The organism is Rhizobium sp. T1470, from assembly GCF_042140505.1.
GTDB classification, from domain to species: domain Bacteria; phylum Pseudomonadota; class Alphaproteobacteria; order Rhizobiales; family Rhizobiaceae; genus Rhizobium; species Rhizobium favelukesii.
The window spans coordinates 549,457-569,433 of sequence record NZ_CP148094.1 but is presented as its reverse complement, the minus strand read 5'-3'; the positions used below and the strand labels follow the sequence as shown (position 1 = coordinate 569,433).

Here is a 19,977-nt window from a genome sequence, read left to right as displayed (position 1 = left end):
GAACCGCAGCTGCATCCACTTGATTTCGGGCATGTCGGTTGTGTCAGCAGGGCAGACACCGATAGCCTCGGCCGCGTCGCGCTGCTCGGCCTTCTCAGGCGGAAGAGCGATGACCTCGCGCTGGGCGTACTCGATGGCGAGGTCTTTCCAAGCCTTCCCCTCCGGCGGCACACCCGAGCGACTGGCGCTGCGGCCACAATGGGTAGCACAGCCGGCCTAGTCGTCGCAACTCCCATAGCCGCTGTTGATCAGGACACGAGAAAGCATCTTGGAGAGCATATCGGTTCGCTAAGCCCGGTGAGTTGTCAGCCTGGCGTGACCTGTCTCGAACGGAGTACGGCCTCGAAAAGGTGCCTGAGAAGCACACGCCAGATACGGCCGGCAATCGCTAGCTGTTTAGTCCAGGCATTGCTGAACGCGGCCTTGGTGATGAACTGCAATGAAACCTGGCACGCTTCGGCGACGCTGAAGGGCTATTGGAATGCGGCGCGGAGGACACTCCCGGTCCGCGTCATTGATGTTTTCAATGACGAACTTGGCACAGTGCGCTCTGCCCGGCGTTGTGAGGGAAGCGAATGCTGGCCGATGCGATCAGAACCTAAATTTAGCGCCAATGACTGGCCCCTGCATGGATACGTCCCACACAAATCCATCATCATCGTAGTCCACGGCAAGGTAACGGTAACCTGCCTCCAGCGTGAACCAGTTGTTGAACTGGTATTGAAGCGTGCCCTGCACCTGCCAATCGATGTCGGCGCCGGCTCCGAAGCCACCGACATCGGCCTCAGCGTGGAGCCCGAAGCCATTGCCGAGATCAATATTGCCACTCACACCAATTAGCGGATCGACCCAGGTTTTGCTGCCGCTTGCCTCCCTCACATCGCGAGGCCCAGTAAGGGTCAAGTCCGAGTCCAAGGACCAGAGCCGTCCGCCGGCCAGAACGTCCAAGGTCGCGCGACCATTGTCAACCACGCGATAGGAGCCCCCGAAGGTCCACAGAAACAAGTTCAAATTCTCTTCTGCCGAAATGTGGAACGGGCCGGGCGATGATCCTTCGGCCTCCAGTCCAAGGTAGATGAACTCGGTGAAAAGGGCGTAACTGCCATTGCGTGCCTCGCCGTTAATCATGACCGGCGGCGGCGACCAATCGATGTGGTCGAAAATCTGATCGAAATCGACTTTGACATTCGCGGGCCCAAGGCCGCGGACGCCGACATTGCCGTCAAGGCTTGCCGCCCAGAAGAAGGGCTCCACCGTGAAGCTCCACCCAGGCGCGGGTTCAAGAGGCTGCGTCTCGGCATCCGCAGCGATTGTCGGTGTCGTGACCAGCACTGCCGCCAGTCCCGCCCAGGCCGACAAGATCGATCGGATATTTCTCATCTCAAGTCCCCCGAAATCCTCTTTGCGATGTGTACACCAACCCCTGCAACTTCGCTAATGAACCCGCGAGATCCAAGACTTTTTCTCCGGACTGTTGCTCCACCGCCACCATTCCCACGGCCCGGCACCATCCACATCGAGTTCGAGAAAATCAAACTCAGGAGGGATTGGAGAAAGTGTCGCAATCCCCAAACCTTCCATCGTAAAGCCCATGCTGGACCATGTGACCCGCTGGTCGGCGGTCCATATTCAAAGGTCAGCCCCTTAAATTTCAACTGCATTGCATCACCACCCAGCTGCCGATCCAGCAAGTAAAAAGGCAGCGCCGATCAATTTCATGTTCGCTATTTCGGAAACAAAAATGTCACGGCGAGCCTCGCGCTAAATCCGTCCGATCCATTGCTCGGACCCTCGGTCCAATACCGCATACCGACCTGCCGCTGAATTGGCTGTTTGTTGACGTTCACCGGATTGGCAACCGAGAAATTGATCAGGACAGACCAATCTTCAGTCTCCCAATCTATTGCTGTGTCTCGTGGAGGAAACACGGAGTGTGCGGCACAGTCCAGTGCCACGCGAAAGACAGCGCGTGCTGCCCTGCTGCCGCACGGGTCCATATAATATCGCTGGCATCGACCGATCCGTGGCACGCACTCAGGAACGATGTTACGGTGCCGGCGATACAATGCTGATGGGGGATCAGACATGGATATCGTTAAGTTTGGGCATGCCGTCCCGGTCGTTGCAATCGCTGTGTCGCAGTTGATCAGTTTCGACGCTTCGGCACAGGAATCGAGCGAGGACCTGGCAAAAAAACTCTCAAACCCAATTGCCTCGCTGATCAGCGTTCCGTTTCAATTCAACTACGATCAAGGCTACGGACCGCAAGACGGCGATCATACCGTCGTGAACATTCAGCCGGTAATTCCATTCGCGCTCAATGAAGACTGGAACCTCATTTCCCGAACGATCCTGCCTGTGACGTGGCAAGACGACATCGCTGGCCCGTCAGGAGAGCAGTTCGGGCTCGGTGACACGCTACAGAGTTTCTTCCTGTCGCCAGCCAAGCCAACCGAAAATGGAATTATCTGGGGCGTCGGCCCGGCGTTCCTGGTTCCCACAGCAACCGACGAGTTCCTCGGAAGCGGAAAGTGGGCCGCGGGTCCAACCGGCGTGGCTCTCAAGCAAGACGGGCCATGGACCTTCGGTATACTGGCGAACCATTTGTGGTCGTTCGCCGGACAGAGCGACCGGGCGGACGTCAGTTCGACATACCTGCAACCCTTCATCTCTTACACGACGCCGGAGGCCTGGACCTTCTCATTGAATACCGAGAGCACATACGACTGGGAAACCAATGACTGGTCGGTCCCGATCAACTTCCAGGTCTCCAAGGTGGTGAAGTTCGGCGAACAGCCCGTGAGCTTTGGCGTCGGCGCGCGTTACTGGGCAGATTCGCCGGAAAACGGGCCGGACGGCTGGGGAGTTCGGGCAGTGGTCACGTTCTTGTTCCCGAAATAGGAAAACTTTACGGCATCCATTTTGATGGGTGTCGCTGAAAAACCGCCTGTTTGACACAAGCTGGCCCTCAACCGGTTACTTCTTCGGGTTGGGGGCTGGCGCTGTTTCTGGATGACGCAATGGACGAACTTTCGGGCTCCTAGTCCATTTCTTGAAATTGTGCTGGGCACCTTGATGGTGGTTGTGATCATGTTCGTACGCGGTGTCGGCATTCGGACAATCGACCAGCGCTTCAGCGAAGTCCTGGGTCCACTTGAATAACTTCACGTCGCATTGGCGGACCAATCTTTTGCTTGCCGTCACAATCGGCTCTCTGGCAGTCCTCCATTTTGTTGAGCCCCTCTTGTGGGCAGCGCCCGGATCCCGCTGCGGCGATGGCCGAAGCCACGGTGGCCGCGCACCGCAAGAAACTCGCCGTGGGACTGTAACCTACATGGTGTAGGTCGGATTCTGTGTCATATTCATGACGACTGCGCGGGCGATATGCGGCCCCCTCACATCGCCTGTCCGGGAGCGAAAGAATGGAATACGATACGGAGACGCCAAGCGCAGGTTTCCCGAGCAGGCGCTGGAGATCGACGCGCTTGCCTCCCGCAATTGAAAGCTTCCGAGAACTGTGCACGACTTTTCCATTGCGGACTATCTCGTGCGAGCGTGAGAGTCATATACGGCTCCGGAGCGAGACGAACATTACGCCAAGACGCTCGAACTCATGGATGACCTCGGCAAGAGATCCACACCATGCTGGATCTTGCCAAGGTCGTGTCATTCCGTGTCGCCCGTTGAACGCGCGATCTCCGTTTCATGGCGGCACTGCCGCAGAAAAGGAATAACATGCCTCGAATGATGGCGATCACCTTCATCTTCGCGGCGGCTTTGACAGCCTGGTGTTCACTGGCCCTCTGGTATCGCCTGTCCCTGCCTGATGCCGGACGGGCAATTGCAGCGGGCGTCTTCCTCGTCTTCGGTCTCTTTACCGTAGCGGCGCTTGCCAGCCGGCTGCGCATGAGAGCCATCCTTTCGTTCGCTGTCATCTTCGCCCTGGTTCTCTTCTGGTGGAGCTCGATCAAGCCGGAAGCGAACGCTACATGGTCACCAGATGTCGCCCGACAGGTCACGGGTAGCATCGGCGGAAATTCGCTTACCTTGACTGATGTCCGGGACTTCGAGTGGCGAAGCAATTCCGACTTCACGGAGCACTGGACGATACGAACCTACGATGTCAGCAAGGTGAGGACCGTCGACCTGTTTATGTCATACTGGGCGGGGCCGAAGATCGCACATGTCATCTTCAGCTTCGGCTTCGAAGGCGGCGCGCAGCTCGCCTGGTCGATCGAGGTACGCCACAAGGTCGGTGGCGCGTTTTCTCCCCTTGCCGATCTCTTCAAGAACGACCCACTGGTGATCCTTGCTGCGGACGAACGCGACGTTGTCGGCGTCCGCTCCAACGTGCGTGGCGAGGATGTCCAAATCTACCGGCTGAGAGCCAGTCCCGAACAGGCACGAAATCTGCTGCTCGAATACGTCGCCGAGGCCAACGCCCTTGCCCAGACTCCGCAGTTCTACAACTCGATTACGACGAACTGCACGACGACCGTCGGCAAGCTGATGCGTGTCGCCGGAGACAAAGTGCCGTTCGACTGGCGGCTGATCGTCAATGGCTATCTCCCCGACTACGCCTATGACCGGGCAGCCATCGACACGTCGATGCCGCTCGCCCGGTTGCGAGAGATTTCCAAAATCGACGCGCGGGCGCGGGCGGATGGATTATCGCCCAACTTCTCGAAAGCAATCCGTCTCGGCGTGCCCTCCCAGGCTGGCGCCGCTGCGCCGTAACCACCAGTAATATTACTGAGGAAATCGCGTTGATTGAGGCATGGTGCACCCTGGTCAGGAATTCGCTGGGCCGACGTTTTTACCCATGCCCTCAACCAGGACGGACTCATGAAGCTCATTAAGCACCTTCAGAACGTCGCCACGGCTACGGCCCTCCTGATGATGGTGGCCGCACCAATGCTCGCTCAGACCCCGCCGTAGTCTGGCATGTGCTGGCTTTACCGACAGCACCAAGAAGACGGGTTTCTGGGATGTCCGTCCGCGATAACGTGCTATGAAATCGACATGAGGATGGACGGCGACAGCTTTGGACGGACAACCGCAGACAGGTCAGGGCGACATTCACGCAGGTGGAGGACTATGGCTCGTGTCGTCTCATGGGCAAGAGCACTACGCGAACAGCACGCGTGTCTGTCGCATCTACAAACTACTGTCTGCCTTGGGGTACGTCACTGCGCACCGATGTCGGAATGCTAATGGGAGATGACTTGCGCTTGTTTAACTCGTTGACTGCTGGTCGTATCCGGCGATCTCTTCCATGCCTTGCGCTGATCGTGCTCGTCGGCTGCGGCGGACACCCGAAAGACGTGCTGACCCCCGTTGCGGATACCGTGCCGGATACCAGCCGCGTCGACATGCTGGTCGCGACGACCCGCGCCCGATCCACTGTTCCCGGCGAGATGTTCACAGGCGAGCGCGCCCGGACGCCGTCCTTCGCGGAGATGACAGTTTCACTGCCCAAGGTCCGCAAGGAGGGCGACGTCGCCTGGCCAAAGAGGCTGCCTTCAAATCCGCAGACCGATTTCGCGACTTTGAAAGCCCAGGATTTCGACGTGGATCGTGCCAAGGGCTGGCTGAAGGCATCGGTCAAACGAAGTCCCGATCACAGCGTTCTCGTCTTCATCCATGGCTTCAACAACCGCTTCGAAGATAGCGTCTACCGCTTCGCCCAGATCGTCCACGATTCCAACGTCCACAGCGCCCCGGTCCTGGTGACCTGGCCTTCGCGCGGCAGCCTGCTGGCCTACGGTTATGACCGCGAAAGCACCAACTACACGCGAAACGCCCTTGAAATGCTGTTCCAATATCTGGCGAAGGACGGCGATGTGAAGGAAGTGAACGTGCTGGCCCACTCGATGGGAAACTGGCTGGCGCTGGAGGCGCTGCGGCAGATGGCGATCCGCAATGACGGTCTTCCCGCGAAATTCAGGAACGTCATGCTGGCGGCTCCCGACGTCGATGTCGACGTCTTCCGCTCGCAGATCGAGGACATGGGCGACCCGCACCCGCAGTTCACCCTGTTCGTCTCCCGTGACGACAAGGCGCTCGCTTTCTCGCGCCGGGTCTGGGGCAACATTCCGCGCCTAGGATCGATCGATCCCGAAACCGCGCCGTACAAGGCGGAGCTTGCAGACTACAAGATTTCCGTGATCGACCTGACGAAGATCAAGGTCAGCGACGATCTCAATCACAGCAAGTTCGCAGAATCCCCGGAAGTCGTCCAGCTCATCGGCGCGCGGCTATCCGAAGGGCAGACGCTGACGGACAGTCGGGTCGGTTTCGGCGACACCATCCTTGCGGGAACAACCAACGTGGCTGCCGCCGCCGGAAGTGCCGCGGGCCTCGTACTGACCGCCCCCGTCGCGGTGTTTGACGCCGATACTCGCGGCAACTACGCCAGTCATGTCGGCGCCCTGACCGGACAGGATAACAGCAAGCAGAAAATTGCGGTCAAGAATTGCGCGGCGACGCCGACTGACCCGGCGTGCCGGAAGCAGAGATAGCAGGAGGCGTCCGCTTGAGTTCGATCGCCCTTGGCACGGTCGTCTTCATCTGCCTGTTCGGGGCCCCGCTGATCGGCATCCTCGTCCGTAACCGCCTGCCAGCACATCACCTGGACTCCGAATCCAAGGACGTGATCCGCCTGTCGACGGCGGTCGTCGGCACGTTGTCTGCCCTTGCCCTCGGGCTGCTGATCGCCTCAGCGAATAAGGTCTACACCAACGCCGAAGCCGAACTGCGGACCTCCGTTGCCCACTTGCTGTTGCTTGGCCGGGTGATGGCGCGCTACGGCCCAGAGACGGCGAATGCGCGCGGCCGGCTGCATCGTCTAGTCGAGAACCGACTGGTTCAGGGATGGGGCACCGCTGTCGAGCAGCCGGGCAATGAACCATACGATGATAACCAGGGCATCGAGCCTATACAGGAACTTCGCAACCTGGTTCCGGCGACCGAACCGCAGCGACTGCTTCAGACTCGGGCGCTCGAGGTCAGCGGCCTTCTGGCAGAAGCTCACTGGATGCTCGTCGAAAGCAGTTCGGAAGGGTTGCCGACCGCGTTTCTCGTCATCCTCGTCTTTTGGCTCGCGTGGCTGTTCCTGACCTTCGGGCTCCAAGCTCCGGCCACTCCGACCGTGATCAGCGTCATGCTGGTCTGCTCGCTGTCGGTCGCAGCAGCGGTCTTCCTTGTCATCGACATGGCGATCCGTATCTCGGTGTCATCCACGTCTCGGACGAGCCGTTGCGGGCTGCGCTTGAGCACATTGCCTCTCGATAGTTGGGCTGCGGACCGGGTCAGCCCCCGCGCCTCCGGTTCAACCTCCAAGCAACGTGATTTCGCCCCGACGCCAGGTCTTGTAGTATCAACGGCTGGAACAGGCTGTAGAGGCGGAGGTGGTGTTCCATCCCTTTCCCGCAATGATCTGCACTCAGTTCTCCTCGTGGCTTTCTGGAGGGCCCGAGATAGACATCTAAAGCGCGTCGCCCGTTTTTTGATTCAGGTTCTCGAATCGGAGTGGATCCTCGACTCGGATATGCATCGGCGTGCCCAGATCGGTCTCAACAAGGGTGAGGCCCACCACGCGCTCAAAAATGCGTTGCGCATCGGTCGCCAGGGTGAAATCCGCGACCGCACGAATGAAGGTCAGCACTATCGGATCGCCGGGCTGAACCTGCTCACGGCGATCATCATCTACTGGAATACCGTGGACGCACGTCACGGAGCGGCGGAACGAAGCGCCTGTGGATCTCATGACCAAGACGCCATGTCAGGCGATGTGCGAGGCGTCCGTGACACTCTCCGCTGTTGACCGCTTCATTCCGCACCAAGCCAACCAGCGCCTCTGCGACACGGTTGGTCACAATGGGAGTGGAGGAGGCCAGCATCGTCAGCACAATCGCCGAATTTCGTAACTCCTCGGCTGCGACGATCCCCCTGTCCTTATCCATACAGCATCGGAAGGAGTGCTTGGTGTCCGGAGGGTGTCTCCTGATGACAGCCGCAGGCGCTGGACTGAGTTGCGGAGATGAATGCGGGGTCAGGCGCCGTTCCTCGTCCTTGGACGACTTGCTCCGAAGAAGCCAAGGTAGCGGTCGTTGATGTGAACGACGCCGTCATTCTGCAGCCTCAACACTACGTCGGCAATGTCCAGCGCGACAATGGCGTGCGCGTCGCCAAGTGGTTCATCGAGAATGAGCCCGAGGGGTGGAAAAGTAGCTGTTATCGAAGGGCAGGCGGACATCTACGCGGCGGTCCAGTGCACTGACCGCTTCGAGTCGACGATCGAAGAAAACGCGAGACGTTTATCAGCTCGCTCCAAAGACCCTTGTGATTGCAGCGACATGTATTTTCCCGTAAAAGCTTTAGATGCGCAATTACGCTGGAACCGCTACGATGGATGCGATTCACACTGAAGGCTTCGACGCTGCCTTGACCCTGACCGACCACATTGAGCACCTGCCGGACAGAAAGCGGCGCGAGTTGGCGCGGATCATCGAAATCCTGTTTGCTGAGGTCGAGGCGTTTCAGGCAAGCAAGCTGTCTGCAAAGCGAAATTTCGGCAAGATCTTGAAGGTGATACTGTACGGTTCGTACGGCCGCGGTGACTGGGTCGAGGATCGCCTCAGCGGCTACCGCTCCGACTACGACCTGTTGATCGTCGTCAACAAGAAGCCCTTTGCCGATGAGCATGAACTCTGGGAAGGCATCGAAGAGCAGCTGTTGAAAGAGCAGATCGGCCATCGCATCGAAACACCGGTCGTCCCGATCGTCCACACGCTGGCAGACGTCAACGATCAGCTCGCCCGCGGGCGCCCCTTCTTCGTCGACATCGCCAGAGACGGCATCGTCCTCTACGAGCAGCCTGGCCATCCGCTGGCGGAGCCGAAGCCGCTGACGGCGGAAGAGAAGCAGCGTGAGGCAAGAACGAACTTCATGGAGTGGTCAAGGAATGCCGCCGGCTTCCTGGCGGCTCAAGGATCGCTCGAAGGGACATTTCCAAAACAACAGGCTTTCTTGCTTCATCAAGCCACAGAGGCGCTATACCACTGTGTCCTGCTGACGCTCACCCTCTACAGCCCCAAGTCACATCGAATAAAAGTGTTGCGCTCTCAGGCCGAGGGGGTGGATAGCCGACTAATCGCCGCTTGGCCGCGCGACAATCGTTTTTCCCGTCGATGCTTCGAGTTGCTGTCGCGCGCCTATGTGGAGGCCAGATACTCTTCGGAATACAAAATTGCCGACGAGGAACTCGCTTGGTTGGTTGAGCGCGTGAAAGGTCTGCAGGGTCTTGTGGAAACAGTCTGCACAGAGCGCCTTTCATTGTAGGCCTTTGGGAGAATGTCCGCCTTGGAATTCGAACCACCGATCTTGTTATTCGGTGTGAAGAGCCGGCGTCTCATAACCGCTTCGTTGCGGTTCGAGTCGATCCTATCCCGCCATTCGGCGGAATTGCTGTAGATAGGAGCGAGCTTCCGCCTCGTCCCGAGGCGCAACTCCTCATAACATTCAACTTCTTCGCTATCGTGCTCCCGACGAAGCTTTTCCAAGTGTAGATTTGCTAGGCGGTAGCATTCCAGAAGTTCACCCATCTCAGGTGCAACTGGCGAAAGTACGCGGCATTCTGGGAGCCTGAGGGCCAAGAGAGCCCATCCGTGCTTGACGTGATCGATCATCGAGTCGTCATCTCCCCGTTGGACGGCGCATGGCCATCTTACGAAAAACCCAGCATCGAATGGGGACATTCTCAGCCAAGTCACTTTGTCCTTTAGTGTATCCTAAAATAGAGAACGACGATGAGCGCGAGTAAAAATGGTCGAACTGGTTGCCTTAGAGCCCCCGCTTGGGGCATGTAGGAAAGATGTCTGCCTGGTGAGCCGCTAGTTGAGGACTGCGCGCTGCCTTCCCCGATTCGAGAACTGCTGGACGAGCATAATGCCCTGCTCGAGGAGGACCTCTGCTGCCTTGATATCCCCTGGCGCAAGGTCGCCGGATAAGCCTCGGATTGTATTGGCAACGAACAGTGAGTTGGCGACGAAGCGCGCATCGCCTTCATCGCCTGCTGCGTCGGCGGTTGCCTCGAGGGCATCGGCAACGGTTTCGATCAGGCTTGATCTCTCGAAAACGGTCATATCAGTCAGAGTTTTCGAAATGTCGTTCATGATTGTCTCCTCGCGCGTGCCGACGATAGGTCGCAGCGCCGGTATGCAATAGACACGGGTGGCGTACCTGGCAGATGGAGACGATTGTTGGGCGACACAAGTTATGGCAGCCGCGCGCTTATTGCATGGATGAATCAAGAGGAACTGAAGTCTTACAAATGCTCAAGTTAATTAACTAGTGAGGACGAGCTGCCCGACAAGGGTCATGCGCACCTGAGCTGTTGCTCGTCGCCGATAACGGGACGGCCGGGAAGACTAGCCAAGCGTGCGTAGTGGCAGAATCTGTGGACGACAGCTTGAAGGATGCGCACGGTTCCGCAGTCGTCGGCGACGAAATCGAGTCGGCCGACGGAGGGGACCCCGCACTGCGTTCGAGGATTACCGCACTTCGATGTTTACGGCTTTAGGGCCTTTCCCCCTATTGTCTGGCTCCGTATCGAACGACACCTTCTGCCCGTCACGAAGCGATTGGATGCCGGAAGCCTGAAGAGCCGAGATGTGTACGAACACATCATTGCCGCCTCCATCGGGACTTATAAAACCAAACCCTTTGTCGGCATTGAAGAATTTTACTGTACCCGTTGGCATAGATTACCTCACGAACTACGAGACGGCACCAACATGGAGCCGACGCTTCTCCTTCGCAAGCGAAAATGCGACAGCGAGATACCGCGCTCGTCACGGTGCAAAGGAGTAACGTCACGGACGACCGATAGGTTATTGCCGGCGCTGGAGAGCTAATTCGATCTTCGCCACATGCTCTTCGTCTGATCGAACGGCGAAGGCAAGGTTAGATACCGTTGCGATTTTGACAAAGGCGATTTCGGCGGCGGCCCCACCGGACGCCGTACTTGACACTACGGCCCCAGATGGCAGGTTATCGGAAGGTCGGAGGACTTCTAATGTTTGACATCGGAACCGGTTATCGCTTTGTAATGATCGAGGGAACTTCCGAAGGCTGGAGCGAGCTTTCCTTTACCGAGAAGGTGATCGACATCGATGGGCCGCTTCTGAAGCTCGAAACGGGCCGGATCATCAATTCGCATTCTTCGCTATTCGTCGGCGCCACTCCTGTGACCATGCTTGCTTCCGTATCGGCCATCCCGGAACCTGCAACGGACGTAGTGGCTTGAGCGGAAATCCACGACCTTTTTTCGAGCAAGCGGACCGATTTGTGCGAGGGATGCACCTGACAATCGATTAATGCTTAAAGAGAAGGCCGGGATCACGAGTGACGGCAACCACCAACGCGCGATATCATTCATCGATCCCAGCGGGCTGGCGTAAAGCTGTCCATGCCAACAGCGAAAGCAATGGCCTGCCCCCTGCAACAGCGTAAGCGCTCATTTCCATGCGCCTTTTCGCGTTGAGTTCTCTGCCGCATGAAGTGTCCACTTGAAATAGGTGGACACCAAATATGAATGACGAAGAGCAGAAGCTGCGTGTGCGGTTGGTGGGGCGTGATGGTCGGCGGCGCTATGATCCAGGATCAAAGGCGCGGCTTGTTACGGCTTGCCTCCAGCCTGGTGTTTCTATATCAGGCCTTGCGCTTGGCCATGGGGTCAATGCCAACCTTCTACGCAAGTGGGTCAAGGAGGCCAGGGAGGCTGGCTTGTCGGCGGTATCTGCAAGCTCGCCGTTTATCCCGGTCGTCGCAGCAGACGGCAGCCTGCCTGTCGGGATGCGCTCGCTGGATATACCGGTCGCGTATGGTGAAGAACAACCGGCATCACTGGAGAAGACGGCCCATCTGTCAGGTTTTTCCAAAATCAGCGCGTTGCTGCCGAACGGCGTGAAGCTTTCGCTGGAATGCGGTGATGTGGATGCGTTGACGGCGATCATCGGAGCTCTGGGTCATGTTCAGACTGGGCGCTGATATCAAGGTTTACCTGCACCGCGAGCCGATCGACTTCCGGGCCGGTATCAACAGCCTTGCGGTCCTGGTGCAGGAGGTGATGGAGCTCGATCCGTTTGCGCCTGCGGTCTTTGCCTTTTGCAATCGCCGCCGTGACCGGATGAAGCTCCTGTTCTTCGATCGGTCCGGTTTTGTGATGGTGCTGAAGCGATTGTCGGAAGACCGGTTCCGATGGCCACGTCGGGAGATGATGGTGGTAACGCTGACGACCGAGCAATTACACTGGATTCTCGACGGCATTGATATCGACGCGATGGTCCGCCATCCGGTTCGGCAATACCAGATCGCCGGCTGACAGTTCTCGACGTCTGCGGTTGACGGGGCGAAACGGTTCAGATTCAAGAATCTGATGATCCGACCCGGCGAACCCACTGTTGAGGAGTTGATGGCGCGCATTGCGGCGCTGCAGGCGGAGAACCGTCAGCTCACGGAACGCGTGGTCAAGCTCGAGGAAGAACTGGTGTTGGCGCGGCTTCATCGTTTTGCGCCGAAAAGCGAAAAGCACGTGGACCGCCTCTTCGATGAAGCCGAGCAGGTTGCCGATGAAGACGACGCCGGCGGAGACAATGGGGAGGTCGTCGACCTGCCGGACACGGGCTTTGCGGCGATCGAGAAGCCAGAGGGCAAGAAACGTGGCCGCAAGCCCCTGCCGGAACATCTGCCGCGCGAGCGCGTCGAATATGACCTTGCCGACGACCAGAAGGCCTGTCCTTGCTGCCGTCACCAGATGCATCGCATGGGCGAGGCCGTCACCGAGCAGCTCCACATCGAGGTGAAGGCCAAGGTCCTGCAGAATGTGCGGCTCAAGTATGCCTGCCGCCATTGCGATCGCACCGGGATCAACACGCCTGTTGTCCTTGCGCCAATGCCCGCGCAGCCCTTGCCGGGCAGCATCGCCACGGCCTCGACGCTGGCATTTGCTCTTGTTCACAAATATGTCGATGGCACGCCGCTCTACCGCCTGGCCCAGGCCTTCGAGCGCGCCGGCGTTCCCGTCAGCCGCGGTGCTCTGGGCCATTGGGTGATCGGCTCGAGCGAGAGGCATCTCTCCCGCATCTATGACGCGCTGAAATCGCGGCTCAGGTCTCAAGCCATCATCCATGGCGACGAGACGACGGTCCAGGTGCTGAAGGAAAAGGACAGGGAGGCCACCAGCACATCATTCATGTGGGCGTATCGGAGTGGAGAGGACAGCGACGAGCCGATCGTGCTGCTCGATTATCAACCCGGCCGCGGCCAGATTTATCCGCAGGCCTTCCTCGGCGATTACCACGGCATCCTGATGAGCGATGGCTATTCCGCCTGGCGCACGCTGGCAGGGGCCACCCATCTGGGATGCATGGCGCATTCCAGGCGTCGCTTCGTCGATGCCCTCAAGGCAAGAAAGAAAGGCGGCGGTCCGCCGGAGCAGGCGCTGAAATTCTTCGAGCAGATCTACCGGATTGAAAGCCAGGCGCGCAACGCAAAGCCTGACAAGGGCGAAACGCAAGCCGATTGCATTCGCCGTTTCCGCCAGCAACACAGTGTCCCCATCCTGAATGCTCTCAAGGTATGGCTCAACGACATCGCCCCGAAGGTCTTGCCCGACAGCAAGATCGGCGATGCCGTGTCCTATACCCTAAATCAGTGGGACTACCTGACGCGCTACACAGAAGACGCCAGGATGCCGATCGACAACAACCTACTCGAGCGCGATATCAGAATTTTTGCCACTGGCAGAAAATCCTGGCTGTTCAGCGACACCGTGGACGGAGCGAGGGCCAGTGCCGTCGTCTACAGCCTAATGCTGACCTGCCGAGCTTGCGGCATCGAACCCTTGGCCTACTTGCGCCACGTGCTTACCGAACTGCCGCAGCGCGCAACAGATTCCGACATCACTGATTTGCTGCCCTTCAACTTCGCCAAAACTACCGCTGCCTGATCCGATAGGGCCGTCACAAAGCGACCCACGTCAAATGGGCCACGTCAACGCGCATGGAAATGAGCGCTTACGCAACAGCCGCAATAGATCAAGTATAGTCCATAAGATCGCAGACGGAGGAGGAGAGAGCAGATGTCCGTCGCCGCCGTACCGAGAAAAGTGGACGCCGAATATGCCATTGAGTACCTCCAGGAGCACCCGGAGGCTGGGCTCTGCTGCGAGGATCTACACTGGTGGATCACGCCGAATGCAAACGAGACCGATCAGCAGGTCCTGCTTCTTGACGTCGTAGAGGCCGAGCGGCTCAAAGATGATCCTCGCGTCCGGCCCGTGTCCGGGATCGCTCATGCGGGCCGGTCACTCTGGGTCGTTCGGCGAATGACATAACCCTGGTATTTTAGTGCACTCAAGCTCTCGGGGTCACAAGATAATTGCAGAACCCCTATAACTGGGTGAGTCCACCTGGCATTGGCATGTCCTGAAGGCAAGGGACCGCGCCTTCGCTGGGTGCTCGTTCATATTTCCGGGATAAGGGAGCAGACGCCATAAGTTTGGAAGTACTTTCTTTTTTTTAAATCGAGAAGAATTCCGTTTTCCTTATTTAGCAAGTGAATATATGGTCACGTTCGGTGGCGCTGCGGTGATTGGAATGGAGGCTCCAAACATCCGAATCCGGCATGGGGCCATGTCAACCGCCAGAGCAGTGTCCCAAGAATTTCACGGCTTCCTTGCATTTGGATATCGATTCTGGCGCTGATTTTTTCGGGTTATCACTGGGTCGCGCAGATCACCACCACGATCCCAGAGCGATTCAGTCTGCACACAAAAGGGGATATCAATGAGAAGCTTCGTGACACTCATCGCGGCGACGTCAGTTGCGATTTCGTCTGCGATGGCAGCCTATGCACAGGCTCCCGTTCCCAAGGCCAGTGACGTGCTTGCTAAATATGGGGAGGTCGAGGGCTGGACCGTCTATACAAATCAAACCCGCGGAGACTGCTTGATCGTGCGCGACTATGGCTCAGGTTCGGTGCAAATGGGGGTCACCGCAAATCAGGATCTGGGATACCTTGGCGTATTCTCGAAGGCGGATATCGGCCTTACGAACGGGACCAAGTCGGAAGTCTTCGTCTCCATCGGAGGTCATCTCTATGGTGGCGTAGCCACCAGCACCCACGGCGAACTCAAGGGCGGATATTCTGGCGGCTACATCCTGACAGACAACCCGGAGTTCAAGCGCGCCGTAGCGAAGAAATATGAAATGATCGTGTTTCCGGAAACCAAGGGAATGTTCGTCGTCGATCTGAAGGGAACTTACAAGGCAATGGCAATGGGCCGCAAGTGCCTCAAGCATTGACCGCCTGCCCTGATAGTCGTCAATCGACGTTCGTTCAACTGTGGCATTTGCGCGTTGTTCCGCAGTCTCGACTTTCATGCCAGCCTGTGTGCTGTTGGCGTCGATTCAGACCCAAATAAGAGCGTATCACGCCCAATGACGCCGCGGTCGGTCCTGCCGGCTCCAGGCGACCAAGCCGGCCTATGGAAGTTCGATCTCGCCGTCCACCACGTGGTTGAGGCTGGTGCCTTCCGCCGTCAGCGTCATGCGGACCTTCAGCTTCCTACTGCTGGTCTGCCCTTCGCGCACCGTCTCCTCGATCTTGCGCTGCGAAGTGACGCCCACTTCCTTCAGGAACTTGCGGATCGACATGTTGAAAGCGTCTTCACTCATGACGGAACTCCTGTGTGTCCTCAAGGGATTGTAAGGGAAGGCAAGTCGTCATGAAAGCAGGCGGTGAAAGCGCGATGCCATAAAACAGACCGCGATCCGGGCGACGGGCAGAAGCAGCCGTTGCGGCCAAGGCGCGTGGCTAAGCTCCCGCATTACTACCTTACTCTCGTGTGCACTGCACAAATAAGCGCTCTCACGAAGATGATCCCAGCAAGCAATCGCACACAAATTGATCACGTTGTATATATGCCCAAGAAATAGACAATCGCGAAACCATCTGATTTCTCCTTTTTCTTCATACTGTTACGAGCTCTCCTTACAACTGGCACGCTGATTGCAAGGTCTGAGACGCACCGGTCAACGGCGACCGGCGCAGATAGGCGCGGCATAGGCGCCTACACACGACACCGACGTCGCAAGGTTTTTGATGTCCGGGATCCTCCGATCCCGTGACCGCAATTTCCGGCGGCGTTTTTTTGTGTCCAAAATTCGGCCAGCAGAGGGAACCTGCGCATGACAAAGATTTCGACTGGGATTTCGACAACCGGCATTACCCGCCGCAGCATGCTCAAGACGACTGCAACGGCTGCCCTCATCGGCGCCGTCAAGACGGCCTTTCCGTCCGGCGCCTTCGCAGCCGGGGCAGGCCCTGAAGTGAAAGGTGTCAAGCTGGGCTTTATCGCTCTCACGGATTCCGCGCCGCTGATCATTGCCAAGGAAAAGGGCCTTTTCGACAAGCATGGCCTTCCGGAAACGGATGTCGCCAAACAGGCATCTTGGGGCGCGACCCGCGACAATCTTGTGTTGGGCGGCGCAGCAAACGGCATCGACGGCGCTCACATCCTTTCGCCGCTGCCCTATCTCATGCATACCGGCAAGGTGACGCAGAACAATAAGCCGGTGCCGATGGCAATCCTCGCCCGGCTCAATCTCGACAGCCAGGGTATTTCCGTCGCCAAGGAATATGCCGAAACCGGCGTGCAACTGGACGCCTCCAAGCTCAAGGCCGCGTTTGAGAAAAAGAAAGCGGAAGGCAAGGAGGTCAAGGCCGCCATGACCTTCCCAGGCGGCACCCACGACCTTTGGATCCGTTACTGGCTCGCCGCCGGTGGCATTGATCCGAACAAGGACGTTTCGACCATCGTCGTGCCGCCACCACAGATGGTTGCTAACATGAAGGTCGGCAACATGGACGTCTTCTGTGTGGGCGAACCGTGGAATGAGCAGCTCGTCAACCAGGGCATCGGCTTCACCGCAGCCACGACCGGCGAGCTCTGGAAGGGTCATCCTGAAAAGGCGCTCGGGCTCCGGGCCGACTGGATCGAAAAGAATCCCAATGCTGCCAAGGCCCTGCTGATGGCTGTGATGGAGGCGCAGCAGTGGTGCGAGAGCATGGACAACAAGGCGGAGATGGCTGATATCCTCGGCAAGCGCCAATGGTTCAACGTCCCGACGAAGGATGTGCTCGGCCGCCTCAAGGGCGACATCAATTATGGCAACGGCCGCGAGGTCAATGCCACCGACCTCTATATGAAGTTTTGGAAAGACGGCGCCTCCTACCCGTTCAAGAGCCATGATACCTGGTTCATGACGGAAAACATCCGATGGGGAAATCTGCCGGCGAACACCGACATCAAGGCGCTGGTCAACCAGGTGAACCGCGAAGACATCTGGCGCGAGGCCGCCAAGGATCTCGGCGTCGCTGCAGCCGACATTCCCGCATCGTCTTCCCGCGGCAAGGAGACCTTCTTCGACGGCAAGGTCTTCGATCCTGAAAATCCCTCCGCCTATCTCGACAGCCTTTCGATCAAGGCTGCCTCCTGACCCCGCCTCCGGCGCGCAACCGGCGCGCCGGCCTTTCATTCACGTGAGGAGCGCGTTGATGTCCGCCCTGGCAAATAAAGAAAATCCCCCCACGGCCGCCGCTGCCAAGATGGCGGCAAAGGTTCTGCCATTTTCCGGCAAGCATGGAACGCGGCTCGATTTTCGTCGTGCGGGATTGGCCGCACTTCGCAATGTCGTTCCGCCGGCCGTCGTGCTGGCACTCATCCTGCTCGTCTGGCAGGTGCTCTGTTCATCAACCGATGCGTCTTTGCCCTCGCCGCATCAGGTCTGGCAGGAAAGCTATGACCTGATCGCCTATCCGTTCTTCAACTACGGCTCCCAGGATATCGGGCTCGGCTGGCGCGTGCTCGTTTCGCTCCAGCGCGTGGTTTATGGCTTTGGCCTTGCCGCCGTCTGCGGCGTCATCATCGGTGCGATCATCGGCCAGTCGGTCTGGGCGATGCGTGGCCTCGATCCGATCTTCCAGGTGCTGCGTACGGTTCCTCCGCTCGCCTGGCTGCCGCTGTCGCTCGCAGCTTTCCAGGATTCCAATCCTTCGGCCATCTTCGTTATCTTCATCACCTCGATCTGGCCGGTGATCATCAACACCGCCGTCGGCGTGCGCAATATCCCACAGGACTACCGCAACGTCGCAAAGGTGCTGCGGCTCAACCAGTTCGAATTTTTCTTCAAGATCATGCTGCCGTCGGCAGCACCCTACATCTTTACCGGTCTCAGGATCGGCGTGGGCCTCTCCTGGCTTGCCATCGTCGCCGCCGAAATGCTGACTGGCGGCGTCGGCATCGGCTTTTTCATCTGGGATGCGTGGAATTCGTCGCGCCTTCCAGACATCATCGTCGCGCTCGCCTATATCGGCATCGTCGGCTTCGCCCTCGACAAGCTGGTGGCCGCGCTCGGCAAACTCGTCACCCGCGGCGCCGTCGCCAACTGAGGAGCCTACTGATGAACGCCTATCTCAAGCTCGACCACATCGACAAACATTTCGATCGGGGCGGCGTAAGCGCCGAGGTTCTGAAGGACATCAATCTGACGATTTCCGAAGGTGAATTCGTCTCGATCATTGGCCATTCGGGCTGTGGCAAGTCCACCCTGCTCAACCTCATCGCCGGCCTGGCCCCAGTTTCAGCAGGCGCCGTGCTCCTTGAAAACCGCGAGGTCAACGAACCGGGTCCGGAACGCGCCGTCGTCTTTCAGAACCACTCACTCCTGCCCTGGCTGACGGTCTACGAGAACGTGAGCCTTGCCGTCTCCAAACTCTTCAACAGAACAAAGACCAAGGCCGAGCGGCATGACTGGGTCATGGCCAACCTCGACCTCGTGCAGATGGGGCATGCCAAGGACAAGCGGCCTTCGGAAATTTCGGGGGGTATGAAACAGCGCGTCGGCATTGCCCGCGCGCTTTCAATGGAACCGAAGATCCTGCTGCTCGACGAGCCCTTCGGCGCGCTCGATGCGCTGACCCGCGCGCATCTTCAGGATGCGGTGATGGATATCCACGCCCGGCTTGGCAACACGATGGTGATGATCACCCATGATGTCGATGAAGCCGTGCTCCTGTCCGATCGCATCGTGATGATGACCAACGGCCCGGCGGCCCGCATCGGCGAAGTGCTTGATGTGACGATATCCCGTCCCCGCAATCGCATCGAACTCGCCTCCGACCGAACATATCTCAAATGCCGCGAAGCCGTGCTGAAGTTCCTCTACGAACGCCACCGCTTCATCGAGGCGGCGGAGTAGATTGCGCGAAACGAAGACCGGGAAACTCGTCATCATCGGCAACGCAACGGAGCTCGGCCGATGGGATGTCCTTACGAGGATTTGCGGATCGCGAGACGCGTGGACTTAGCGGTCCCGATCCGTGCTCAGTGCATTCTTGGGACGTCTCTTGTCCGCCCCATATGTCATCTCGATCATTGTGGGACGGAAACCGACAGCAGCGAACAAGCTCTGAGCCGCCTGGTTGCGGTATGCCGTCGAGAGCACGAGGAGCTCGGCGCCGTTGGACTTGAGATCGTAAATGGCTGCCTCAAGGAGCGACCTGCCGATGCCCTTACCGCGCCGGGCTGGATCAACGAAGAGATCGTGAATGACACCCGCGGGTCCTCGCAAGGACATGTAATCCCTGCCCTCGTGCGCCGCGTAGACGTAGCCGACGAGAGACCCGCGATCTTCGGCCACGAGAACGACCGCGTCTGGTCGGCCAAGTTCCCTCTCAAGAAAGCTCGCATACTTCGACGGCGTGGCAGACCCGGCCCCAAAGAACCGCGCGGCGTCGAACTGATGGTGAAGCGCGACAAGCGCCGCTCCCCATATCCCGAGAAGCTGCGCGTCCGCCGGAACTGCGGGGCGAACCGTCACGGCGTCCTGATCCGCTGCTGTCTCCGTCATT

At 58.5% G+C, this 19,977-nt stretch carries 19 protein-coding genes and 3 pseudogenes; 17 read left to right on the top strand and 5 right to left on the bottom strand.

Annotated features, from left to right (window positions below; all coding sequences use genetic code 11):
• Window positions 1-591: 591 nt before the first annotated feature.
• Entirely contained in the window at window positions 592-1,380 is a 789-nt protein-coding gene (locus tag WGT02_RS37125) for a hypothetical protein (RefSeq protein WP_208245619.1), read from the bottom strand.
• A 705-nt stretch (window positions 1,381-2,085) separates the two neighbouring features.
• Here WGT02_RS37125 and WGT02_RS37120 point away from each other — a divergent pair.
• The 8 genes and pseudogenes from WGT02_RS37120 to WGT02_RS37085 all read left to right on the top strand — a co-directional run bounded on the left by WGT02_RS37120 (window position 2,086) and on the right by WGT02_RS37085 (window position 9,342).
• Window positions 2,086-2,901 carry a transporter gene (locus tag WGT02_RS37120; protein ID WP_208245621.1) on the top strand — a complete coding sequence of 272 codons (816 nt, stop codon included), beginning with the start codon at window positions 2,086-2,088 and terminating at the stop codon, window positions 2,899-2,901.
• 834 nt (window positions 2,902-3,735) lie between these two features.
• Window positions 3,736-4,737 (top strand): DUF4105 domain-containing protein, encoded by a 1,002-nt coding sequence (locus WGT02_RS37115; RefSeq protein WP_208245623.1) that lies wholly within the window; start codon window positions 3,736-3,738, stop codon window positions 4,735-4,737.
• 476 nt (window positions 4,738-5,213) lie between these two features.
• Window positions 5,214-6,521 carry an alpha/beta hydrolase gene (locus tag WGT02_RS37110; RefSeq protein WP_375679919.1) on the top strand — a complete coding sequence of 436 codons (1,308 nt, stop codon included), beginning with the start codon at window positions 5,214-5,216 and terminating at the stop codon, window positions 6,519-6,521.
• A 14-nt stretch (window positions 6,522-6,535) separates the two neighbouring features.
• Window positions 6,536-7,293 (top strand): annotated as a pseudogene (locus tag WGT02_RS37105) (DUF4239 domain-containing protein).
• A gap of 187 nt (window positions 7,294-7,480) precedes the next feature.
• Window positions 7,481-7,825: pseudogene (locus WGT02_RS37100) on the top strand (Tn3 family transposase); the annotation flags it as partial.
• 53 nt (window positions 7,826-7,878) lie between these two features.
• On the top strand, window positions 7,879-8,115 hold the full coding sequence (locus tag WGT02_RS37095) for a 3-oxoacyl-[acyl-carrier-protein] synthase III C-terminal domain-containing protein (protein WP_208245625.1): 237 nt from the start codon (window positions 7,879-7,881) through the stop codon (window positions 8,113-8,115).
• A pseudogene (locus WGT02_RS37090) lies at window positions 8,096-8,315 on the top strand (ABC transporter substrate-binding protein); the annotation flags it as partial. The gene WGT02_RS37095 and the pseudogene WGT02_RS37090, both read left to right, overlap by 20 nt.
• 94 nt (window positions 8,316-8,409) lie before the next feature.
• Window positions 8,410-9,342, top strand: a complete 933-nt coding sequence (locus WGT02_RS37085) for a HEPN domain-containing protein (RefSeq protein ID WP_208245626.1) — start codon at window positions 8,410-8,412, stop codon at window positions 9,340-9,342.
• Window positions 9,343-9,893: 551 nt separating this feature from the next.
• On the opposite strand, the gene WGT02_RS37080 is transcribed toward WGT02_RS37085, so the two are convergent.
• Window positions 9,894-10,175, bottom strand: coding sequence for a hypothetical protein (locus tag WGT02_RS37080; RefSeq protein WP_024316657.1), 282 nt, complete (start codon window positions 10,173-10,175; stop codon window positions 9,894-9,896).
• Between the two features lie 378 nt (window positions 10,176-10,553).
• Window positions 10,554-10,763 carry a cold-shock protein gene (locus WGT02_RS37075; protein ID WP_072381072.1) on the bottom strand — a complete coding sequence of 70 codons (210 nt, stop codon included), beginning with the start codon at window positions 10,761-10,763 and terminating at the stop codon, window positions 10,554-10,556.
• A 314-nt stretch (window positions 10,764-11,077) separates the two neighbouring features.
• Here WGT02_RS37075 and WGT02_RS37070 point away from each other — a divergent pair, with 314 nt between their 5' ends.
• From WGT02_RS37070 to WGT02_RS37045, 6 genes are all read left to right on the top strand, one after another.
• Window positions 11,078-11,308, top strand: a complete 231-nt coding sequence (locus WGT02_RS37070; RefSeq protein ID WP_208245627.1) for a hypothetical protein — start codon at window positions 11,078-11,080, stop codon at window positions 11,306-11,308.
• A 284-nt stretch (window positions 11,309-11,592) separates the two neighbouring features.
• Window positions 11,593-12,051, top strand: coding sequence for a transposase (locus WGT02_RS37065; RefSeq protein WP_208245161.1), 459 nt, complete (start codon window positions 11,593-11,595; stop codon window positions 12,049-12,051).
• On the top strand, window positions 12,032-12,385 hold the full coding sequence (gene tnpB, locus WGT02_RS37060) for an IS66 family insertion sequence element accessory protein TnpB (protein ID WP_208245162.1): 354 nt from the start codon (window positions 12,032-12,034) through the stop codon (window positions 12,383-12,385). The genes WGT02_RS37065 and tnpB overlap by 20 nt, the downstream gene beginning before the upstream one ends.
• Window positions 12,386-12,439: 54 nt before the next feature.
• The gene (locus tag WGT02_RS37055) at window positions 12,440-14,011 is read left to right on the top strand and encodes an IS66 family transposase (RefSeq protein ID WP_208245164.1); all 1,572 of its coding nucleotides are present in this window, start codon (window positions 12,440-12,442) and stop codon (window positions 14,009-14,011) included.
• A 132-nt stretch (window positions 14,012-14,143) separates the two neighbouring features.
• Window positions 14,144-14,398, top strand: coding sequence for a hypothetical protein (locus WGT02_RS37050; protein WP_208245628.1), 255 nt, complete (start codon window positions 14,144-14,146; stop codon window positions 14,396-14,398).
• A gap of 451 nt (window positions 14,399-14,849) precedes the next feature.
• A complete protein-coding gene (locus tag WGT02_RS37045; RefSeq protein WP_024316653.1) occupies window positions 14,850-15,368 on the top strand; it encodes a hypothetical protein in 519 nt (172 codons plus the stop codon).
• 180 nt (window positions 15,369-15,548) lie between these two features.
• Here WGT02_RS37045 and WGT02_RS37040 read toward each other — a convergent pair whose 3' ends face one another.
• On the bottom strand, window positions 15,549-15,740 hold the full coding sequence (locus WGT02_RS37040) for a DUF6494 family protein (RefSeq protein WP_024316652.1): 192 nt from the start codon (window positions 15,738-15,740) through the stop codon (window positions 15,549-15,551).
• Window positions 15,741-16,253: 513 nt separating this feature from the next.
• On the opposite strand from WGT02_RS37040, the gene WGT02_RS37035 reads away from it, so the two are divergent.
• Genes WGT02_RS37035 through WGT02_RS37025 form a run of 3 tightly spaced genes read left to right on the top strand, consistent with a single transcriptional unit; the run spans window position 16,254 to window position 19,325 of the window.
• The gene (locus WGT02_RS37035) at window positions 16,254-17,564 is read left to right on the top strand and encodes a CmpA/NrtA family ABC transporter substrate-binding protein (protein WP_024316651.1); all 1,311 of its coding nucleotides are present in this window, start codon (window positions 16,254-16,256) and stop codon (window positions 17,562-17,564) included.
• 58 nt (window positions 17,565-17,622) lie between these two features.
• The gene (gene ntrB / locus WGT02_RS37030; RefSeq protein WP_024316650.1) at window positions 17,623-18,516 is read left to right on the top strand and encodes a nitrate ABC transporter permease; all 894 of its coding nucleotides are present in this window, start codon (window positions 17,623-17,625) and stop codon (window positions 18,514-18,516) included.
• 11 nt (window positions 18,517-18,527) lie between these two features.
• Window positions 18,528-19,325, top strand: a complete 798-nt coding sequence (locus tag WGT02_RS37025) for an ABC transporter ATP-binding protein (RefSeq protein ID WP_208245629.1) — start codon at window positions 18,528-18,530, stop codon at window positions 19,323-19,325.
• A gap of 105 nt (window positions 19,326-19,430) precedes the next feature.
• Here the strand turns inward: WGT02_RS37025 and WGT02_RS37020 are convergent, their stop codons facing one another.
• Entirely contained in the window at window positions 19,431-19,976 is a 546-nt protein-coding gene (locus WGT02_RS37020) for a GNAT family N-acetyltransferase (RefSeq protein ID WP_024316649.1), read from the bottom strand.
• Between the last annotated feature and the right edge of the window lies 1 nt (window position 19,977).

Bases quoted from the DNA above. Each gene is read 5' to 3' on its own strand.
- WGT02_RS37125 (WP_208245619.1), bottom strand. From the start codon at position 1,380: ATGAGAAATATCCGATCGATCTTGTCGGCCTGGGCGGGACTGGCGGCA.
- WGT02_RS37120 (WP_208245621.1), top strand. From the start codon at position 2,086: ATGGATATCGTTAAGTTTGGGCATGCCGTCCCGGTCGTTGCAATCGCT.
- WGT02_RS37115 (WP_208245623.1), top strand. From the start codon at position 3,736: ATGCCTCGAATGATGGCGATCACCTTCATCTTCGCGGCGGCTTTGACA.
- WGT02_RS37110 (WP_375679919.1), top strand. From the start codon at position 5,214: ATGGGAGATGACTTGCGCTTGTTTAACTCGTTGACTGCTGGTCGTATC.
- WGT02_RS37095 (WP_208245625.1), top strand. From the start codon at position 7,879: ATGGGAGTGGAGGAGGCCAGCATCGTCAGCACAATCGCCGAATTTCGT.
- WGT02_RS37085 (WP_208245626.1), top strand. From the start codon at position 8,410: ATGGATGCGATTCACACTGAAGGCTTCGACGCTGCCTTGACCCTGACC.
- WGT02_RS37080 (WP_024316657.1), bottom strand. From the start codon at position 10,175: ATGAACGACATTTCGAAAACTCTGACTGATATGACCGTTTTCGAGAGA.
- WGT02_RS37075 (WP_072381072.1), bottom strand. From the start codon at position 10,763: ATGCCAACGGGTACAGTAAAATTCTTCAATGCCGACAAAGGGTTTGGT.
- WGT02_RS37070 (WP_208245627.1), top strand. From the start codon at position 11,078: ATGTTTGACATCGGAACCGGTTATCGCTTTGTAATGATCGAGGGAACT.
- WGT02_RS37065 (WP_208245161.1), top strand. From the start codon at position 11,593: ATGAATGACGAAGAGCAGAAGCTGCGTGTGCGGTTGGTGGGGCGTGAT.
- tnpB (WP_208245162.1), top strand. From the start codon at position 12,032: ATGTTCAGACTGGGCGCTGATATCAAGGTTTACCTGCACCGCGAGCCG.
- WGT02_RS37055 (WP_208245164.1), top strand. From the start codon at position 12,440: ATGATCCGACCCGGCGAACCCACTGTTGAGGAGTTGATGGCGCGCATT.
- WGT02_RS37050 (WP_208245628.1), top strand. From the start codon at position 14,144: ATGTCCGTCGCCGCCGTACCGAGAAAAGTGGACGCCGAATATGCCATT.
- WGT02_RS37045 (WP_024316653.1), top strand. From the start codon at position 14,850: ATGAGAAGCTTCGTGACACTCATCGCGGCGACGTCAGTTGCGATTTCG.
- WGT02_RS37040 (WP_024316652.1), bottom strand. From the start codon at position 15,740: ATGAGTGAAGACGCTTTCAACATGTCGATCCGCAAGTTCCTGAAGGAA.
- WGT02_RS37035 (WP_024316651.1), top strand. From the start codon at position 16,254: ATGACAAAGATTTCGACTGGGATTTCGACAACCGGCATTACCCGCCGC.
- ntrB (WP_024316650.1), top strand. From the start codon at position 17,623: ATGTCCGCCCTGGCAAATAAAGAAAATCCCCCCACGGCCGCCGCTGCC.
- WGT02_RS37025 (WP_208245629.1), top strand. From the start codon at position 18,528: ATGAACGCCTATCTCAAGCTCGACCACATCGACAAACATTTCGATCGG.
- WGT02_RS37020 (WP_024316649.1), bottom strand. From the start codon at position 19,976: ATGACGGAGACAGCAGCGGATCAGGACGCCGTGACGGTTCGCCCCGCA.